Consider the following 20598-nt stretch of genomic DNA (forward strand, 5'->3'; position numbering starts at 1 on the left):
TCTCATCCCTTAAATTTTAGAGACCAATCGTTTCACCCTTTATCTATGACCACACGGGCTTTCGTTTCTCAAAAAAAGAACGTATTCCCTCTCCCGCTTCATCGCCCGCAAATGCGCTCGCAAAGCACTCTGCTGCGACATCAATAAAGGCGGAGGCACGGTGGCTCTCGGCCTTATCTATGAGGGCTTTGGTGGCAGCAAAAGCATTAGGGGCGCATGCTATAATTTGCCCTTTCAGGACTTCCAGCTTTTCTCCCGCAGATGCTTCACTGTCATAGACGTCATCAACCAAGCCGGTTTTTTGTGCCTCATTTGCTCGGATTGAAGCCCCCATCAGCAGCATTTTCTTAGCCGCTTGATACCCCAACCTCTTAAGAACATAAGGGGCTATCTGAGCGGGGGGTAAGCCAATCCTAGTCTCGGTAAAAGCAAACTTCGCGGTTTCTTCAGCAAGGATATAGTCACAGGCGCAAGCCAGCCCCAACCCTCCAGCCATGGCAGCGCCCTCTACATGGGCAATGGTCAATTGGGGCATACTATGGACTTTCAAGAAAAACTGTCCACCTTCTTTGTTTGCTTCAAAGGCTGCCGGTTTTTGTCCCTCTTTTGCCGAGAGTATTTTCTGGAAACTGGCAAGATCAGCCCCGGCGCTGAAGACACCGCCCTTCCCTTTGAATACAATAGCGCGTATGCGGTTATTATCTGAAACCTCATCCAACACAGATGTTATTTCGGCAATCATGGTCTGAGACAAGGCATTCCGTTTTTTGGGCTGATTTAAGTAAATGGTCAGAATACCATCCTCAACCTCAGCCAAAATAGTTTCAAACTCACGCAAATCCAGCATCAGGTTAACTCCTCAATCTCGAAGGGGGATTGTGAGATAGTCTTCAAGGAAACCAGTTTTTCAGGAACAACAATCGATTGATGTAGCAACACCTGCGCGTAGGCCTTCCCTTGAGGATCCATTCGCAAGCTGGATATACCACCGCCAGCAAGCACGTCATTGAGGACAATGTTAAGTGCATGAACCCCAGATAGATGGAATACCTCCGCACTTTCCGGCCTAAAATGAGCGAAGGCTTCCAAGATACCTTCAGTACTAAGCCCTTTAGCTATCCATGGTAGATACTCAGGTTTTCTGGCAATGATGCCAATATTGACCTTATTGCCCTTGTCGCCACTGCGTGCATACGCCAGCTCGACGAGAGGAACTGAAATATATGGTTCCCTCACCACTATCTCAGGAAGAATATCCACCTGAGGTGATTCGTTCTTTTCGCAAGGTTCCAGATCACTTACTTGTGGGGTAAACGGGACGGTCTCTCCATCCATAGTGACAGTGGGAGATACATCTTTCCGGTCAATTAAAAACGAGAAAAGGCCTATAACGGGCGTCGGACGTGCTCTGCCTCCATTAAAAGGCAGTAGGCCCGGAGGTCCGCCGAGGGCAAAGCCGGATACTTCTCTGAGTAGTAACTGAGTAGCTCGCTGGTCAGCATGGTGCACCGCTAGTTTTAAAACTACCTCTTCACTTGCGCTGACATTTTTTGTGCCTAGCTGGCTGCCAGCACCAATAATCTCCTTAGAGATTTCAATATAGGGAGGAGCTCCGAGTTTCTTCAGTACATTGTTCGCCCGCTCTAAAACACAGCTTGCAAAGTGATCTGCCTTTTTTGCGGCATCCAAACCTGCAAAGGCCAAAAGTACACCCAAACGCCAGCCATCCGCTGAAACAAGAGAGACCTTTAAATCCTTCGGCGCGGGTTTCCCTTTGGCACCTTTAATGTGGACTCTATTTTCTCCTGCCTGTTCAATTTGAACACATGTAAAATCGCAGGTGACATCTGGTAGCAGATATGCGGCGGGATCACCAATTTCATAGATTAACTGTTCGGCAACAGTACCAAAGCTGACCAGACCACCCGTATTGGCCGCTTTGGTCAGGAACATAGTGCCATCTGGCTTTATATCGGCAATGGGATACCCCATATTCACGGCATCAGGAACACTCTCCCAGTCGGTAAAATTGCCACCGGTGGCCTGTAGGCCACACTCCAGCAAATGCCCCGCCAGACTACCAGCAGCTAGAAGATCATAATCTTGAGCTCCCCAGCCAAAAGAGTAAATGCAGGCAGCCAGAGTTAACGCACTGTCGGCGCACCTGCCGGTAATCACAATATCGGCACCAGCCTCTAGAGCGGCGACAACCGGCTCTGCCCCCAGATAGGCGTTAATTCCGACTACATTTTTGGGGTTGGGGAACTCAGCTTTCGAAAACATCTCCAAGGTCCCCGCCTCCGAGAATTCTTGGGCATTTGCAGTTAGATCATCTCCGGTGACCACTGCAATTTTTAAATCCAGTCCCGCACGATCAACCAGCCTCTGAATTTTCTCACCGCAGCTGAGAGGATTCATTCCCCCAGCATTGCTCAATATCTTGGTATTTGATTCTGCAATTTTTTTGAGATTTTGAGCAAGGACCGTATCAACAAAGTCAACGGCGTACCCAAGTTTGGGATCCTTCTCCCGCGCCCTCGCCATTATGGACATGGTTACTTCAGCCAGATAATCGTAAACGATGAATTCCAAACGATCATTGGCAAGCAGCTGCTGAGTAGCGCCTTGCCAATCCCCCCAAAAACCACTGGCGCCGCCAATGCGCAGTGTTTTTGCAGGATGACCATTTTCTTCACTCGTATGTGGACTGGACTGAGTTACCATAATCTCCACCTTGCAATCTAATTTAACATACCATACGTACGGTATTGTTAGATGCATATAAACGTCAAGAGATTCTTTTCAGATCATGTCCAAACAGAGACAGTGCCAATGAAACAAAAAACCGATTTAAAGCGCCAAAAAGGCATGGCCACTCGTAAGTTATTGATTGAATCAACTATCAATTCTCTGGATAAGCGAGGGTATTCGGAGACTTCTATTAACCGAGTTCTTGAAGGTGTGGACGTGAGCCGCGGGGCGCTAATGCACCACTTTCCGACCAAAGAGGACTTGATTATTAGCACCATCGATTTTCTATTGTCGCGAATACTACGTAAAAGCGAGCCAAGAAAAATAATTGCCCCCCCCCAAGAAAACGATACGGGCAAGTTGCCAGATCTCCTGATTACTTATTGGCGCAAAATCGTTGATACGCCAGAAGGGCGGGCCTTTTCAGAGATAATTCTAGCCAGTCGCACTGATAGCAACCTTGCTCAGCGGATAGAAGATAAACTGGCTCGGTGGGATCAAGAATTAGGCCAGTTTTTTGTACCTGAAAACATGGAGGGAACCGACCAAGAAGACCAAATGGTTATCGTTTCCACTATTCTGCGTAGCTTTATTCGAGGGCTCATTTTACAACAGCAGTTTGGAAACTCTCCGCAATTTATTGAATCAATGATAAGGACTTTTGCAAAACTTCTAGAGCCTCAATTGGACCTAAGGCATATTAGCACGTATTTATCTAAGCCATGAGATAGCATCTGCATGGACTGAGAGGAATCGCCTTGGCGGATATACTGGTTTTGGGCGCCGGAATGGTTGGAATTTCGAGCGCTTTAGCACTCCAAGAACGAGGTCATCATGTTACTGTTCTGGATCGAAGAGAACCTGGAATGGAAACCAGTTATGGCAATGCCGGCATCATTCAGGCCGAGGCTGCCGAGCCATATGCCCTGCCACGAGATTTGGCAACCCTAACCCGGTACGTACTAGGCCTCAGCAATGATGTGAGCTGGACACTCAAGGGGGTGGTTACACAGGCACCAGCTCTAATACGATATTTTCACAACTCCTCTCCCAAACGCCTCACTGCAATCGCCCAAAACTATTCTCAACTCATTTCAGCCGCGTGCAAAGACCATGCTCCGCTTATTGAGGCTGTACATGCAGACAATCTAATTACACGGCAGGGCTTATGGTACATGTATCGCCATGAACGGGACCTGGAAAAAGCCGCCTTGGATTTGGAACGCATGAACCACGCATATGGGGTCCAGTCCCGCGTTCTTGATGGCCAAGCATGCCGAACAGAAGAACCCGCATTAACCCACACTCCCGCCGGTGCAATTCATTGGCAACAAAGCTGGAGTTGTTCAAACCCTGCACAATTAACCCGCCAATATGCAGAGTTATTCACTCAGCGAGGCGGAACAGTTGCGACTTGCCAAGTACAGCAGCTTGTAAAGTCCACAAGGGGCTGGCGCGTATTGACGAGTGAAGGAGAGTTTACTTCGGAATACGTTGTTGTTGCTTTGGGGCCTTGGTCACCTGCTCTGCTCAAGCCGCTCGGTTACCGTATTTCTATGGTATATAAGCGGGGCTATCATGGTCATTATAAAGCGCCAGTTCCCCTGCAACGCCCAATTCTGGATGTTGATAATGGTGTCGTGGCGGCAACAATGAGCAAGGGCTTAAGGGTTTCAACCGGCGCAGCTCTTGTTTCGCGAGAGGACCATGCAAACCCACAACAACTGGTGCGCGGGGTATCGGGCTTGTCTGACTTGCTCGAAATAGGCCCCCGAATTAAAGAGCCTCAGTGGTTTGGAACACGCCCCTGCTTACCAGATATGCTGCCACTCGTTGGCCCCGTGCCCAACCATCACGGCCTATTCTTGAATTTTGGCCATGGCCACCAAGGGTTTACTCTAGGGCCAACCACCGCACGAATACTCGCTAGTTCAATAGATAGTAGACTCTCTGACTTAGGTGCAGCCTTATCTCCCGCCTCCCGGCTATAAACATGGGGCTCCAGTGATGTGAGCCCAGACCTCTTTTCAAGGTCATCTGCATGGTAACTGTTTGTCTTCTACACTTTAAAGGCTCATATCATTGGTTATACTACGTCACCAAGTAGATCGTTCCTACATAAACCGGTCTGCACCGCCGGAGGCTTCAATCGTATCTCCAGTTACGAAGCCATTGCGATTGGAGCATAGGTAAGCTGCAATAGATGCAATTTCCTCAGGTTTTCCAGGGCGCCCAATCGGAGTAAGTTCCAAAGACACCTGTGAAAGCAGCTCATCATCGGAAAGATGCGCCAACTCGGGCCTTGATGCACGCACAGCCGGCAACATGTTATGTGCCCAGTTCTCAGTTGCAACAGCGCCAACCCCAATTGCATTGACCAAAATTCCATCCTTAGCAACTTCCAATGCAAGTGATTTGGTTAAGTTATTTATGGCAGCACTCAGCACGTGGGAAATCAGGAGCTTCGGGTTCGGGTAGATCCCGCCAATTGAGGACATATTGATAATACGTCCCCATCCATTTGCTTGCATGATTGGGATCACTGCCTTGCACATTCGTCGCATGGAAGAGAGTTTCAAAGCAGTCATACCCTCCCAATCCTCTTCCGTAGAACTCATCACACCACCCGCATGGGCTCGCCCAGCGTTGTTTACGAGAATGCCAATACTACCAAACTTCTTTAAGGCAAAAGAAACAATCTTATCTGCCGCATCCCGAGCAGTTATGTCGATGGCAAAGCTCTCAACTTGCGCTTGATTTCGGCTTTGTAACTCGGATTTCGCTTCCTCCAGAGGCTTTGCTCCCCTAGCAACCAAAACAACAGATACACCATTGGCAACAAGCTCCTCGGCAATCGCGAAGCCAATCCCGCGGCTGCTGCCCGATATTATCGCAGTACGTCCTTTGATTTGCAGGTCCATGACACTTCAATGCCCTTTTCTATACTTGTTTGCTTTCACTATACCAATAGGCCTTTAAATAAGGCCAACAGAAGCGACAGTTTTAGCAAACCAACTCCTACCAGCTAATAATCTAAAGACTTTGAGGGGTTCACTTTGACGCTCAAATACGGGCATCAATGGGGTTCAATCTGGTCACCCCAATCGGGCTTTCAAGCAGTGAGCCAATTGCTTTTCGATAGTCACAATAGTGATCACTTTTTTGATGCTCCACTAGAGCTGCCGCGCTCACATATTTTTCGAGAAGATGATAAGATAGAACTTGCTCATCCTCACCGGTTTCACTGAAAAGGTCATATATTTCATTCCCACGTTCAGCACGGGATGGAATGATCATTCCATTGAGAACCTTCCCGACAGCTTCTTCCATTCCTTTTTTGGGATAAAAAGACGCAAGTACCAGAACACTCTTGTTCACCTCTGCTTCACCTCAAGACTAACAGTTCAGCCAAATACATTGAAATACAACTTAATAAGGACTAGATAGTATGTAAATAACGTTACGTAAGAAGCATTGGAGCCAACCATGCCTGCAATTAATCCCCTTCCTGATGCAATGAGTGTTGTTCTGGTGCAATTTTCCCCCAAAGCGGCTACTAACAGTGAAGAAGTTCAGCAGAATATAGACACCATAAAGGACTATATTGATCGAGCCTGTGCCAGCTTTCCAGGTGTGGATTTAATTGTCTTTCCTGAATACAGCACCCATGGCTTCGGTTTTGATCCTTATGCATCCCATCTAAAATTAGCTACCACAATTCCAGGTCCGGAAACTGATAGGTATTCCAAAATCGCTCAGGAAAAAGACGTTTGGTTATGCGTCTCAATCGTTGAAAAAGCCCATGACCCAGCACTTCAGCCATATAATTCCATGGTAATTATCAATAGTGGCGGAGAAGTCGTTCTGACATACAGAAAGATGTTCCCATGGTGCCCCAAAGAGCCTTGGACGCCCGGTGAAACAATGAACGTGTGTGATGGCCCTAAAGGCTCGAAACTAGCCATCGCCATATGCTCAGATTTTGATTATCCAGAAATCGCACGGGAAGCCGCTTGGAAAGGTGCTAACGTAATTATACGCACGGCAAAATACATGTATCCTTGGGATCATATCTGGGGCATTACCAACCAAGTTCGCGCCTATGAAAATCAAAGTTATGTGGTTGCAGTAAATCACACTGGAGAAGACCACTCCTACTCATATTTTGGCGGCTCAATGGCCTGCGATTTTGACGGCAACATAATATGCCAGCTCGGAGAAGCTGAGGGCATGACCAAAGCAGACCTATACCCCGCCCTTGTCGAAGAGGCCAGAGACAAGAGGCTATCCAACAACTACTTATATCAGCTCAAACATCGCGGTTATACAGGCGTTCCACCCGATGGGGTTAAGACCAACCCCTTTACAATCTATAGAGATTGGGACCAAATTCCTGACCGCTGGCATCGCAATCCAAGTCACACAGCCGAAGAAATAGCCGAACAAGGGCGGCAAAGCCTTTCTTGCTCCAGCAGTGTGCCCCCCGCCGCCGAATGATGGGTACAGGCTAGGTCAACGTTATTTTCTCGGGACTTAACAACTAAGGCGGTGAGTGTTTCAATAGAAGCACTCACCGCCTTAGTTGTTTGTATGCACCTTTTTTGTCCAAAAGCCAACATCCACTTTTCGAAGTGGCTGCTGTAAAACAGGCCCCTATGAAATCTAGTGAAGTGTTCCAGACAACCCTTTGGAAGATCCCTCCTCCGGAGGCTGGAGAGCCACATGCACTTCTTCTTCCAGTACTTTATTTATAGCTAATAGCAATTCTGGGAGCTTTATAGGCTTTGATATGCAATAGTCGACACCCGCCTCCACAAATTCTTGCTTATGTATGTTCATTGCATCTGCTGTGCAGCCAACTACCGGTAGGCGATCCGATGTATAACCCAGTTTCCGTAGCTGCCGCACAGCCTCCATCCCGTCCATTTCCGGCATCCGACGATCCATTATGACAACATCATAGTGATTTGACTGAACTGACTCTATTGCCTGTCTTCCATTCTCAACCATCGTAATTTTGTGGTGGAAGGGTTTTAGTAGTTCTTTTAGGACCTGCTGAATTACAAAGTTGTCTTCAGCAATCAAAACGTCCAATGTCCGACGGTTAAAGAATTTTGTTTTCCCTTTAGGGTCTTTACTTTTTTGGAAATTCTTCGATACATCGGCATACTTGAGTGTGAACCAGAACGTAGAACCTTTTCCAAGTTCACTATGTACGCCAATCTCGCCAGACATTAATTCTGCAAGGTTTTTACAAATAGCAAGACCAAGCCCTGATCCCCCAAATTTGCGCGCGATGGATGAATCAGCCTGCTGAAATCGTTGAAATAAAGTCGCCTGAGTTTCACTATCAATTCCGATCCCCTCATCAATAACTTCAACTTTTAATAACTGCTGCTCCAAACGGGCACTCAGTTTAACCTGAACACCCCCTTTACTCGTAAATTTGAGGGCATTTCCCACTAAATTGTAAATAATTTGCCGAATACGTGCTGGATCACTATTAATTTGTCTTGGTACATCTCCTACAAAGAAGTACTCCAAACTAAGCCTTTTCTCACGGGCAACCGGCATGAGCATATGGAGTGTTTGATCGACCTCATCCTCCAGACTAAAATCAATAGCCTCGATTTTTAGTTTTCTCGCCTCAATTTTTGAATAATCTAGTATGTCATTAAGTAACCGCAGTAGAGTATGACCAGATGAATTAATCATCTTTATTTTATTCTTATCTTCGGTATCTACAATTTCATCAAGTAACACTTCAGATAATCCAATTATTCCTGAAATCGGGGTCCTGATTTCATGGCTCATAGTTGCAAGAAATTCTGATTTACTTTTCTCTCCCGCTTCCGCCTTAACTGCCAAAACGGTCTGCTTCTCAGCCATTTCCTTTAGTTCTACCGTTTTCTTTTCAAGAGCCTGATACGCAAGATCGAGATCAAGAATTTTCTTCTGTAGTTCATCCTTACTGCGATTAAGTCGATCTCTGGATTTTATTTGCTCTGTGATATCTGTAACCACACCCACATAGGAAGTCGTAATAGATTCATCTAGAGCGGAAAGGCTAAACTGCATTGGAAACTTTAGGCCATCTTTCCGCATACCGAGTTCAGGTTCATCCAAATCATCTCTATTTCGCCAATTCCCAAGAACTTTATAGGCATCCACCTGCGTATCAGGCATCAAAACAGACAGGTCCATTCCCCTTGCTTCTTCTCGTGAATACCCGAATATCTGTTGGGCGGCCGGATTAAAAATCTCAATTTTGTTGTTTGATGTGACCGTTAAGATCCCATCCTCTGTACTATCTATGATGTTGTTTACGTACTCCTTTGAGACAGTAGCCTCATTTAAAGATTGAACAAGATGATTGAATGAAGTGCCCAGCCTCCCAATCTCATCTGAACCTAGGGAAGGAATACTGGTATCCAGCTTCCCTTCGGCCAAAACCGCGTGGCCGTGCTCCAGTACTTTAATTCTCTCTACGAGCATCTTCTTTAAGAGAAGTGCTAGTGCAGTAACCACAAGTAGAATACTGAACAAAGTTATAATCAGCGTGACTTGCGCTTCTTTCTGCAGAGCTTGAAGAACTGTTTGTCTTTCACTTGTAAGCACAAGAGTGAACTTCTTGCTGCCTAGTAAAAATTGGGTGGAGGTTACTAAAAGCTCGCTACTGTCTGAAGTTGTTCCCGCCCCGTTTAATGATGATACCAGTGAAGTACCACTTCCCTCTTCAATGTAGATCTGGTTGACGGGAAGTCCTAGGGACTTCAGGCTGGACATTGCCTGTTGAAGGAAGCTCTCAATTTCCTGCTCCCATCTGTAGCTGAGTATGACCCAACCAACTGTACGGCTCCCTACAGATACAGGAACATAAAACCACTGAACTAACATATTGTCTTTATTGATGTCATTCTTCAAAGAGCTATAGCCCGGCGGCTCAACAATCACTCCCCTGTCCTGTGTGTCATCGGCAGAAGGAAGTGGCATACTTTCTCCCAGAAGATATTCATTCCCGACAACTTTTCCATTAGCATCTCTGGTACTTACGGCGAAAACCCCATCATCATAACCGACAATCAAAGCATAGGAAAAAAACGGATATATCTTTATTATTTCATTGAGCTGCTGGTTTACTCCCCGACTATTCCCTGTATCCAAAGCACGACGAATAACTCGGTTTTTCGAGATCACTTCCGCAATTTGTTCGATAGAGTGAAGCTGATCTTTAAGCCGTTGTACTACAAAGTCAGCCTCCAATTTGTAAGTCAGCTTTGTTTGCTCCAAAATTCGATCACGAGAGCGCGAATAGGACAACAAACCAATGACAACCATGGATGCAACTATGACCGATGTGGTAAGAAGTACAATTTTGGGAACAAGACGCATATCAGTCCACTTCCGGGCTTTATTTTCTAGATGAGTTCTGATCGATATAGATCAGGCCATGCAAACTTGGCTCTATTTGCACATCAAGCTTTTGAATACTATCGCGGTTTAATAGTGTAAGCGGAGGCTCCTGAAGCTGCGATTGCAAGTCAGAAGGCCTGACCCCCTCATTCAAGATTGAAACAGCCATATCCCCCGCCATTTTCCCGAGGAAGTAAAAATCCACAACAGGTCCAAAAGTTGAACCGGCTTGAATTCCTGACTTATTTGAACTGAGAATTGGAACTCCCTCATCCAGCGAAATCTGAATAAGCGCATCTTCTCCCCCACTTTGCATGAGGGTGTCCGTCGTTGTGATAAAGACATCAACATCCGGAGCTATTTCAGTAGCTTTATTTTTTAACTCACCAACATTGGCAGCTTCAATGTCAACCGCATTTACGCCTTTTCTTTTTAGAAGCCGCACTAAGTTGCTTGCTTGTATTTTTGAGTTTGGCTCCCCTGTTCTATGAAAGATTGCAGCTTCGCTCGCATCGGGAAGAATTTGGTTCAGTAACTCAACATAATACCGCAGTGGGACATAGTTACTCGTACCAACTAGATTATTCCCCGAGTAATCGAAAGATTCAATGAGGCCAGAATCTGCTGGATATGTGACAATTGAAAACACAATAGGAACCGAGCTCGGAATGACTTCTTTAACAACCGAAGTCCCCGGTGTGGTCAACGAATAGACTAGGTCAATATTGGCGCCATCCAATGCTTCCAATTCCTGACGCAGCCTATCACTGTTTGGCCCACTTGTTAGGTTTATGAACTGGACTGTCTGCCCCTCGATCAGCCCTGCCTGAGCAAGCGCATCTTTAAAGCCCTTCACATTGTCAGGATACCCAGACCAACTGGAAACTACGACAGTCTTTTGTTGTTGTCCGTAAGCAACAGTAGATGTCAGTAAAATTGCAACAACTATAAGAATAAACTTTGGGACCTCAAAAACAATGCGCAACGTTCAACCCTCCAGAATAACTGGAAGAAAAGTATTCCGATGCTCTTTAGGAGAAATAAACGCAGATATATAAATTACGATTACAACAAGTTAGTTGATAAAATTATGCATAAATATTTATCACAATTGAACTTACAACTGATAATCACGAAACAAATCGTATAATTAAAATATAATTCATGTAAAAACACACGAATAATCTATCTATATTTATTATTACTATAGACTGATTTAACATGCCCACGAACCATAACTATGTTTGTATTTGCCAGTAAAAATATTTACTTCCAGTATGGACAGCTCCAGATATGTATAAAAGTATACTAATTGCAAACCGGGGCGAAATCGCAGTACGCATAATTAAAACTCTTCGTAAACTGGGAATCCACTCTATCGCTGTTTATTCCGAGGTAGATAGGTTCAACTTACATGTGCGAAATGCAGATAGCTCGTATTGTATTGGTGCTGCCCCCGCTTCCCAAAGCTATCTTAATATGCATTCCTTACTGCATGCGTGCAAAGAGACGGGGGCTCAAGCGGTTTTACCTGGCTATGGCTTTTTAAGCGAGAATACGAATTTCGCCCAGCTCCTGAATGAAAATGGAATTAAATTTATCGGCCCTGATCCCGAGCATATCCGAATATGCGGTCAAAAACACCGTGCACGGGAAATAGCAAAAAGTCTAGAAATACCAGTCCTGGAGGGATCTGGTCTTCTCCATGACCTGAAGCAAACAACTCTGGCAGCCAGTCAGATTGGCTATCCCGTCATGCTCAAATGTACAGCTGGAGGTGGAGGGCATGGACTACGTATTTGCCGGACACCAACCGAGCTAGCCTCCAACTATTCCTCATTACTGGAACTAGGAAAACGCAGTTTTGGAGACAGCCGTGTTTTTCTGGAAAAATTTAAGTCGGACCTGCGCCATTTAGAAGTCCAGATTTTCGGAGATGGAAAAGGTAATATCATCACTTTTGCCGAGCGGGATTGTTCGCTCCAGCGAAAAAAACAAAAAATCGTTGAAGAGACACCAGCACCAGATTTGCCTTCGCGAGTTCGATCCGCAATAAAAAAAGCTGCTGCTGATCTTGGGAAGAGCATCAATTACAATTCTATTGGAACAGTTGAATTCCTTTATTCCCCAACAACTAATGAATACTTCTTCATTGAAATAAATACACGAATTCAAGTTGAACATGGAATTACTGAGGAGCTTTACCGTATTGACCTCATAGAATGGATGATACTGAACTCCCTTGGCGCACCTCTCCCCTTAAATGAGCTACCTAAGGACCCAGTAGGTAACGTTATCGAGGTGAGAATAAATGCAGAGGATCCTGCTGATCATTTTGCCCCGAGTTCAGGCCAGATTTCTGAAACGCATTTTCCAAAAAGTGCGCGCATAGACAGCTGGATAGAAACCGGCACTGTGATCACCCCATACTATGACAGTTTATTGGCCAAGGTTATTTGCAGTGGGAAGACGCGAGATACAGCGATTGCCAATATGCTGAAATACCTAGCAAACTGTCGTCTACACGGCCTCGAAACAAACCTTTCCTACCTCAAGAAAATTCTGGCTTCCAAGAATTTTAAGGCGGCGAATTTCTCCACGCAAACAATAAAGAACTACAAGTTCCACAGTCAGTCGATTGAAGTGATTGAGGCGGGAACACAGACAACGGTGCAGGAATGGCCTGGGCGTCTGGGCCTATGGAACGTGGGAGTTCCCCCTAGCGGCCCCATGGACAATTTGTCCTTTCGCTTGCTCAACCAAATACTTGGCAACGATGAAGGAACAGCAGGATTAGAGTGCACTCTAGAGGGCCCAACTCTGCTATTTAGATGTGACTGCATTATCGCCATTGGCGGTGCCCCTATGAAAGCAATGCTGGATAATACCCCCCTCCTTTTTTGGCAACCCATCTATGTCAATGCTGGCCAACTGCTGAAAATGGGAGGTATTACTGGACAAGGGCAAAGGACTTATATTGCTTTAAAGGGGGGCCTCGATCTCCCGCGCTATTTGGGGAGTGCCACCTGTTTTCCTCTTGGTAATATTGGTGGTGATACGGGTTCACCTTTAGAGGCTGGCACCATCTTAAAATTGGCTAGCCTGAATGCTGATAAAGTAGAGAAAACATGTACTCCCCTCAACTTCGAACTCATACCAAAACTGGTAAATAAGTGGGATTTGTTTGTAACTTATGGCCCTCAGGGAGCTCCGGACTATTTTAGCGAAGAAGCAATCAAGTGCTTGTTTAAGTCTTCCTATGAAGTGCACTACAATAACGCTCGTACTGGAATAAGGCTCATTGGGCCTAAGCCTGAGTGGGCTCGAAAAGACGGAGGAGACGCAGGCCTTCATCCGTCCAATATTCATGACAACGCCTATGCCGTTGGGGCCGTCAACTTTACCGGAGATTTACCGATCATCCTTGGGCCGGACGGACCCAGCTTAGGAGGCTTTGTTTGTCCCATTACCGTCATAAAAGCTGACATGTGGAAGCTTGGACAACTCAAGGCAGGAGACAAGGTGTCCTTTCACAGGCTCGACTGTACTCAAGCAAATGAGCTCCTACGACAACAAAACCAAGAGATTGAGCTTCTGCAAAAGCAAAGAAAAACAGTAAGCATAGCAAGCACAAATAAGGACCCGTCGCCCATTCTCAAAGAGTTGGAGGTGTATGGATATATATGGAAGATACGGCTCGCTGGTGATGAAAATATATTGGTCTCCGTTGGGGATAGCTCCCTAGACCTAAACTATCGTTTTCAGATCCATATTCTTGAAGAGTGGCTGCGAGTATCCAAGATTCCCGGGATAATTGACTTAGCTCCTGGCGTACGAACTCTCTTGATCCATTTCGATTCAACACAGATTAGTACTTCCCAGTTAGTGGATACACTCTCTTGCGCCAACGAGGCTTTCGGTGAAGAAGTCTTTTCGCAAATACCCAGCCGCATCATCCATTTACCTATGAGCTGGAATGACACAAGCATTCAGCACTCAATCCGCAAATACGAAGAAGGAGTGAGAGCAAACACTCCTTGGTGTCCCTCAAACATTGAGTTTATCAGACGAATAAATGGGCTTGTAGATCAAGATGAGGTACAGAACACAGTTCTTGCGGCAACCTATCTCGTGTTGGGGCTCGGTGACGTTTATCTTGGCTCTCCCCTCTCTGTTCCACTGGACCCACGCCACCGGTTGGTCACAACCAAATATAACCCCGCCCGTATTTCCACCCCCAAGAATGCTGTTGGAATTGGAGGCGCTTATATGTGTATTTATGGAATGGAAGGGCCTGGAGGCTATCAACTCGTTGGGAGAACAATTCAGGTATGGAATAAGTGGCGAGCAACAACTGCATTCGAAAAGGGTAAACCCTGGTTACTTCGTTTTTTTGACCAAGTTAAGTTCTTCAAAGTTGATGAGGCGGAGCTGAAGGACGCAAGGGCTGGGTTTCCCTATGGAGACTATTCGATCAAGATTGAACACAGCCACTTTAACTTAACAGATTACAATCGTTTTACTGAGGAAAATAAGCAAGCCATTGGAGCCTTCGAACACAAAAGGCGAAAAGCCTTTAAAAAAGAAAGACGACGCTGGGGCCAGAACAGCACCATAAATGATGACAAACCACAAAAACTAACTGCGCCCCTAAACAACCAAACTCTACCCGCTGGAATTGCCACAAAAGCGCAAATTTCTGGTGTTCTATGGAGAATGCTGGTGCGTAAGGGAGAGGTCGTCTGTGAAGGGCAGCCCGTGGCGATTTTAGAGTCCATGAAAATGGAAATTAAAGTATCGGCTCCATGTGACGGTTTGGTGGAACACATACTAGTCCAACCCGGTGAGATAGTAACCGGCGGGCAGCCTATTATTAGCTATAGCAATTACTGAATTATCAAAGCACTGACCAAGTCCAGACGACTGCTGTGATAGGCGTACATCCTCGTGAGACTCAATTTCGAACTTCACAACCTCCGTCAACCGACAGTTCATCAAAGATACCTTACATTGTTGTAGCAGCTATCCACAGTCTCCTTTTCAAAACAGACAATAACTCTCCCAAACATCGTAACCAGATTAAAAAACAGGGTACTAGTTCACTTAGCATTGTTATAACCACAAAATTAAATAACACCAAATTAAATATAACCGTCAATTATACCAATAAATACAAGATTCAACTTCAAGAAATATGACGTATTATACTAATGTTATTTAATTCAAATAATATAGATCAGTTGATTACAACAAAACAACACAATCAAACTCATTGTAATTCTCCGTAGGATCACACACTGACAGTAAAGTGAACACTATGCACCCAATTACAAGACCTCCCCTCCCTCCCATAAGCAATTCGCTTACTCCGAAGTTCGGCTGCAAGTTTCTGATTGCTTTAACTGCATCTTTCTTTTCTTACACCAGTTACACTTGGTCGCAGCAACTTAACCTTAGTCATGGAAGTACTTTCAGTAACACAGGCACACTTATGATCGGTGGAGGCTCTTACGGTTCTGGACGCCCATATAGTGTCGGGAGTGTCTATGGAGGGGGCGGGACACTAACGGTGAACAGAGGAAGCTCAATATCTATTGGTAATACAGGGACTTCATACTCCACTATTACTCCACATACGCTTATATCCGCCCCCTTCGCGACCTCCGATATTATCGTCGACAGTGGAACATTCGTCATCAACCACAACTTTGAGGACGACAATGCCTATATCGGTCTAACCGAAGGTTCTAACGGTACAATTGTAACCCTAGGACAAGATACTGTCTGGACTAACAATGAAGGTGTTTTCGTTGGGGTTGAAGGGGCAGGAACTCTCACTTTATTGGATAAGAGCACAACAATTGTCGATGGCGGAAATGGTACCGTCAATGTCGCAGAGTATGCTGGCTCAACAGGTATCGTGAATATAGGTAACCCTGTGGGCGATAATCCTGTCGTTGCTGGCTTCCTGGACGCTGAAAACTTGGTTATGGGCGCCGGTGATGCCTTACTCAATTTCAATCACATCTCGGAACTCTACTATCTCTATACAAATATCCTAGGTAGTGGTGATATTACTCACCATGCCGGTCGAACATTCTTTTCGGGCGACAGCAGCATTACGGGGGATGTGGATGTCTACGGCGGCAGGATGATATTGGTTGAGGAGTTGGTCAACGACACGAGTACCATCTCACTTGAGCACTTCAAGCATGCGTCTGTAGAGGCAACTGGCGAGGACGCCAATTGGAACACCCGATTTGACCTAACTGTTGGTGATAAAGGCACAGGGGAACTTAAAGTTTCCGATAGGGCAACTGTCAGTGCAGATAATATTTACATTAGCAACTCCAGAAATTCAGCTGGTCATGTGGACGTGTACGGCAGAAGATCCGAACTGAACAGTCGATTTGACTTAATCGTAGGCAAAAGGGGCGAAGGAAGCCTCGCGGTCTACGAAGATGGTACCGTTACAGTCAAAAACGGCACTGGAACATTACAGGTCGGAGGGAGAACCAATGGGGTCGGCACCGTCTATATTGGTTCATCTACAGACCTCTTCCCTCGTAGAGCAGGCCACATCAATGCTGCAGAAGTGGAACTTGCCTCAGTTAATTCATCCCTCGTTTTCAATCACCTGAACCACTCCTATGACTTTGATCCAGAAATAACTGGGCAAGGATCCGTTATGCACCTCAACGGAACCACAAACATACTTGGAGGTATAAACACCACAGGCTCTCTCTACATGACTGGCAATGGGGGAACTATCAATGCTGAAAGTGACATAAGTATAGACTATTTTGCTATGGAGGCTGGAGTATTCAATGCGACCACTGAAGATACTAAAATTGAAGTAGCCAGCTCCGTGCATATTGCTCAGTTCGCAAATGGTACCTTCACACTCGGGAATGGTGCTGAACTCGAAGTCGATGGAGGTGCAGGTACAATCAATGTCGCAGAGTTTGAAGGATCAACGGGCACAGTGAACATAGGTAGCGCTGTTGGAGACAGTCCGGCTGCTGCTGGCTATCTGGACGCTGAAAACTTAGTTATGGGCTCAGGCGATGCCTTACTCAATTTCAACCACACCTCGGAACTCGCCTACATCTACACAAATATACTTGGTAGTGGTGACATCGCTCATCATTCAGGTCGAACATTCTTTTCGGGCGACAGCAGTATTACGGGGGATGTAGATGTCTACGGCGGCAGAATGATATTGGTTGAAGAGTTGGTCAACGACACGAGTACCATTTCACTTGAGCGCTTCAAGCATGCATATGTGGAGGCAACTGGAAAGGATGCCAATTGGAACACCCGGTTTGACCTCACTGTTGGTGAAAAAGGCAGGGGAACCCTTATAGTTTCCGATGGGGCGACTGTCTCCGCAGATAATATTTATATAAGCAACTCCAGACACTCCGCCGGTCATGTGGATGTGTACGGCAGAAATTCCGAACTGAACAGCCGGTTTGATTTTGCCGTAGGAAAAAGGGGGGAAGGAACCCTCGCGATCTATGAAGGCGGTGAAGTTACAGTTGAAAACGGAACTGGAACACTACAGGTCGGCGGGAGAACCAATGGGGTCGGTACAGTCTACATTGGATCTTCTATAGACCTCGTCCCCCGCAGAGCGGGCCATATCAATGCTGAGAAAGTGAAACTCGCCTCAGTAGACTCATCCATTAATTTCAACCACCTAAACCGCTCCTATGACTTTGACCCAGAAATAACGGGGCAAGGGTCCGTTACACACATCAACGGTACAACAAACATACTTGGAAGTATAAACACCACAGGCTCCCTCTACATGACTGGCAACGGGGGCACCATCAATGCTGAAAGTGACATAAGCATAGGTTACTTCGGTATGGACGCCGGAGTATTCAACGCCACTACTGAGAACACAAATATTAATGTGGATGGTCCGGTAGAGATTGCTCAAGTTTGGGAAGGAAGTTTCATACTTGGAAATGGTGCAACTCTTACTGTTGAAGATGGAGATGGAACCATTTACTCAGGTAGTGGCATGGATTCCGAAGGAGCCATTTTTATTGGCTCGAATGACTACGATGTTCCCTTCGCTCCAGGCGAGATTAATGCTAAGAATATTGTTTTCTCTCAAAATGGCTACCAAGCTTTATACTTCAATCATACATCTGATAACTATAGCTTTGATCTGGATATAACAGGTTATGGCGATATCTTTACTACCTTCGGATACACCACGCTAAGTGGTTCAATTGACATTACAGGGGACCTACTAGCGGAAGGCTTCTCTACTCTGACTATTACGGGTGACGTATCCAGTGATGATGGTATCATAGATAATGAAGGGAATGCTTTAATCTCTGGCGGATCCTGGAAAACAACAGGTTTCTTTGTGGTGGGAGATGAAGGGAATGGCTTCTTAACCATTGAAGACCGCGCACGCGTAAACAGTGTTACTTCAATTATTGGTAACTACGGCATGGCACCAGTACGTGTAACTGATGCAGGTACCCATTGGGAAAGTAGTGACAGTCTAACTGTCGGACAATATGGTTTAGGCGAACTCACCATCAGCAATAAGGCTACTGTTTCCGTTGGTGACGGAGAGGGCACTCTTTATTTGGCCAAGATGGAAGGCAGTACAGGACTTCTCAACTTGGGTAGTTTTGAAGGAGCTACAGCAGTTGCCCCCGGTGACCTTAATGTCGCAAGAGTAGTTTTTGGGGACGGAAGTGGCCAAATCCTCTTAAATCACAATAGACGAAACTATGAGTTGGGATTCGCTATTGAGGGAACTGGGCAAGTTCTTGTACAAAATGGAAAAACAAAACAAGGGAACATCTGGGACGAGACTGTTACGACCTATATCGAAGGAGGGGAACTGGATATAAGAGGAGAAGCTGAAGGGCAATTTTATGTTCTAAACGAAGGCCGTTTGTCTGGAACAGGAACTATTGGGGAAGCGACAGTTTTTGACGGTGGCGTACTATCACCCGGACGCGTATTCGGTTCGTTAGGAGTGAGTGGAGATCTTACTTTAGGGGCCGGAAGTATATATGAAATCAATATAAATTCAGCTGGGCGGAAAAGCTTGGTTGATGCAGGGGGGGAGATTGATATTGGAACATATTCCAATCTCGCTATTTCTGCGATCGGTTCAGATTACGGGTGGGAAGAGAACTATACAATACTGGAAGGTGAATCAATTTCTGGAGAGTTTGGTGATATATACATAAACCAAGATTCACTATATCCAGTGGTCGCCTACGGCGATACCAGAACAGATCTCTCAATTTATAACTTTGATATTCCGGTTACGTATGTTGCCCGCACTTCAAACGAGTATCAGGCAGCAGAAGCAGTCGATGAGCTGGGAACAGATGATCCAGTCTATATTGCTATACACACTTTGCCTGAGAGTGAAGCCCGCGACGCACTTAATGATGTAAGCGGTGAAATTTATGCGTCCTTAACTTCTGTAATGCTGCAAGACAGCCGCTTTGTTCGCTTAGCTGCTCAAAGTAATGCTAGAGAGGGAGAAGCAACGTCCTGGGCACGAGGTTATGGCTCCTGGGGTGAATGGGACGGAAATGGAAACGCCGCTAAAATTTCCCGGAATACAGGTGGTTTTTTTGTAGGTGTCGATGGCAGTGTTTCTGAGGACTTAAGCATTGGTCTATTAGCTGGGTATGGCTATGCCAGTTATGACGTGGATGCGCGCCGCTCTAATGCTGACAACAATATGCTGCACTTGGGTAGCTACGGAAAATACAGCTATAATAACCTGCGTCTTGGATTGGGAACGGCTTACACTGCTAACTTCCTTGATGTTGACCGAACAGTCGATGTTAACACTATTTATGAAAAAGATAGTGGCTCCTATATAGCCAATACCATTCAGGTTTATGGTGATGTGTTCTACTTGTTTGAGACACCATACGCAGTCTTTATTCCATTCGTTAGTGGAGCCTTTGTTGCCCAATCAGCAAACAGCTTCACAGAGGGAGGCGGAGGTAACACTTCTCAAGTTGTTAATCCAGATACGCAAACTGCTTTCTTCACAACTCTAGGAGCCCGGATACAAAGGGAGTTTGAAATCTCCGATCACGCTCTGAGTATTTTTGCCGAAGCAGGTTGGCAGCATACGGCGGGACAAGACACTTCGAAAACCCGCAACTCCTACCGTCATGATACAAGTGCAGAACAAATCATCGAAGGGGTACCGCTTGCTCGCGACGTTGTCTGGATAAGTGCAGGCTTTGAGGGTGAGATCCGTGAGAACTGGAGCCTTGGCGTTGCATATGATGGCCGGTTTGGAGATGGAACCACGGATAATGGTGTACAAGCCGAGCTGAGAGTACGTTTCTAGGTAACCAGATAGAGATAACACCGTCCTCTTTTAGTTCAGCTGAAAGGGGACGGTGTCAGATAAAGTCGAGT

At 45.9% G+C, this 20598-nt stretch carries 11 protein-coding genes; 5 read left to right on the top strand and 6 right to left on the bottom strand.

All coding sequences use genetic code 11. The features are described from left to right. Nucleotides 1-43: 43 nt before the first annotated feature. A complete protein-coding gene (locus P6574_RS11235; protein WP_310620370.1) occupies nt 44-847 on the bottom strand; it encodes an enoyl-CoA hydratase/isomerase family protein in 804 nt (267 codons plus the stop codon). Continuing rightward, a complete protein-coding gene (locus P6574_RS11240; RefSeq protein WP_310620371.1) occupies nt 847-2724 on the bottom strand; it encodes an acyclic terpene utilization AtuA family protein in 1878 nt (625 codons plus the stop codon). Before P6574_RS11240 ends, P6574_RS11235 begins: the two co-directional genes overlap by 1 nt. A 108-nt stretch (nt 2725-2832) precedes the next feature. On the opposite strand from P6574_RS11240, the gene P6574_RS11245 reads away from it, so the two are divergent. Both P6574_RS11245 and P6574_RS11250 read left to right on the top strand, forming a co-directional pair. Then, the gene (locus P6574_RS11245) at nt 2833-3477 is read left to right on the top strand and encodes a TetR/AcrR family transcriptional regulator (protein ID WP_310620372.1); all 645 of its coding nucleotides are present in this window, start codon (nt 2833-2835) and stop codon (nt 3475-3477) included. A gap of 32 nt (nt 3478-3509) precedes the next feature. Continuing rightward, on the top strand, nt 3510-4742 hold the full coding sequence (locus tag P6574_RS11250) for an NAD(P)/FAD-dependent oxidoreductase (RefSeq protein WP_310620373.1): 1233 nt from the start codon (nt 3510-3512) through the stop codon (nt 4740-4742). Nucleotides 4743-4865: 123 nt separating this feature from the next. Here the strand turns inward: P6574_RS11250 and P6574_RS11255 are convergent, their stop codons facing one another. Together P6574_RS11255 and P6574_RS11260 are read right to left on the bottom strand one after the other, a co-directional pair. Beyond that, complete coding sequence (locus P6574_RS11255) at nt 4866-5672, bottom strand: SDR family NAD(P)-dependent oxidoreductase (protein ID WP_310620374.1); 807 nt, start codon at nt 5670-5672, stop codon at nt 4866-4868. A 142-nt stretch (nt 5673-5814) separates the two neighbouring features. Beyond that, a complete protein-coding gene (locus P6574_RS11260; protein WP_310620375.1) occupies nt 5815-6129 on the bottom strand; it encodes a putative quinol monooxygenase in 315 nt (104 codons plus the stop codon). A 108-nt stretch (nt 6130-6237) separates the two neighbouring features. On the opposite strand from P6574_RS11260, the gene P6574_RS11265 reads away from it, so the two are divergent. Beyond that, a complete protein-coding gene (locus P6574_RS11265) occupies nt 6238-7248 on the top strand; it encodes a nitrilase-related carbon-nitrogen hydrolase (protein ID WP_310620376.1) in 1011 nt (336 codons plus the stop codon). Nucleotides 7249-7413: 165 nt separating this feature from the next. On the opposite strand, the gene P6574_RS11270 is transcribed toward P6574_RS11265, so the two are convergent. Both P6574_RS11270 and P6574_RS11275 read right to left on the bottom strand, forming a co-directional pair. After that, the gene (locus P6574_RS11270) at nt 7414-10143 is read right to left on the bottom strand and encodes an ATP-binding protein (protein WP_310620377.1); all 2730 of its coding nucleotides are present in this window, start codon (nt 10141-10143) and stop codon (nt 7414-7416) included. Nucleotides 10144-10162: 19 nt separating this feature from the next. Next, nucleotides 10163-11149: an ABC transporter substrate-binding protein gene (locus tag P6574_RS11275; protein ID WP_310620378.1), complete on the bottom strand. Its 987-nt coding sequence runs from the start codon at nt 11147-11149 to the stop codon at nt 10163-10165. 308 nt (nt 11150-11457) lie between these two features. Here P6574_RS11275 and uca point away from each other — a divergent pair, with 308 nt between their 5' ends. Further along, nucleotides 11458-15057 (top strand): urea carboxylase, encoded by a 3600-nt coding sequence (gene uca, locus P6574_RS11280; RefSeq protein ID WP_310620379.1) that lies wholly within the window; start codon nt 11458-11460, stop codon nt 15055-15057. Between the two features lie 676 nt (nt 15058-15733). Next, nucleotides 15734-20527: an autotransporter domain-containing protein gene (locus P6574_RS11285; protein ID WP_310620380.1), complete on the top strand. Its 4794-nt coding sequence runs from the start codon at nt 15734-15736 to the stop codon at nt 20525-20527. Nucleotides 20528-20598: the final 71 nt, after the last annotated feature.

The organism is Pseudovibrio sp. M1P-2-3, from assembly GCF_031501865.1.
Lineage (GTDB): Bacteria > Pseudomonadota > Alphaproteobacteria > Rhizobiales > Stappiaceae > Pseudovibrio > Pseudovibrio corallicola.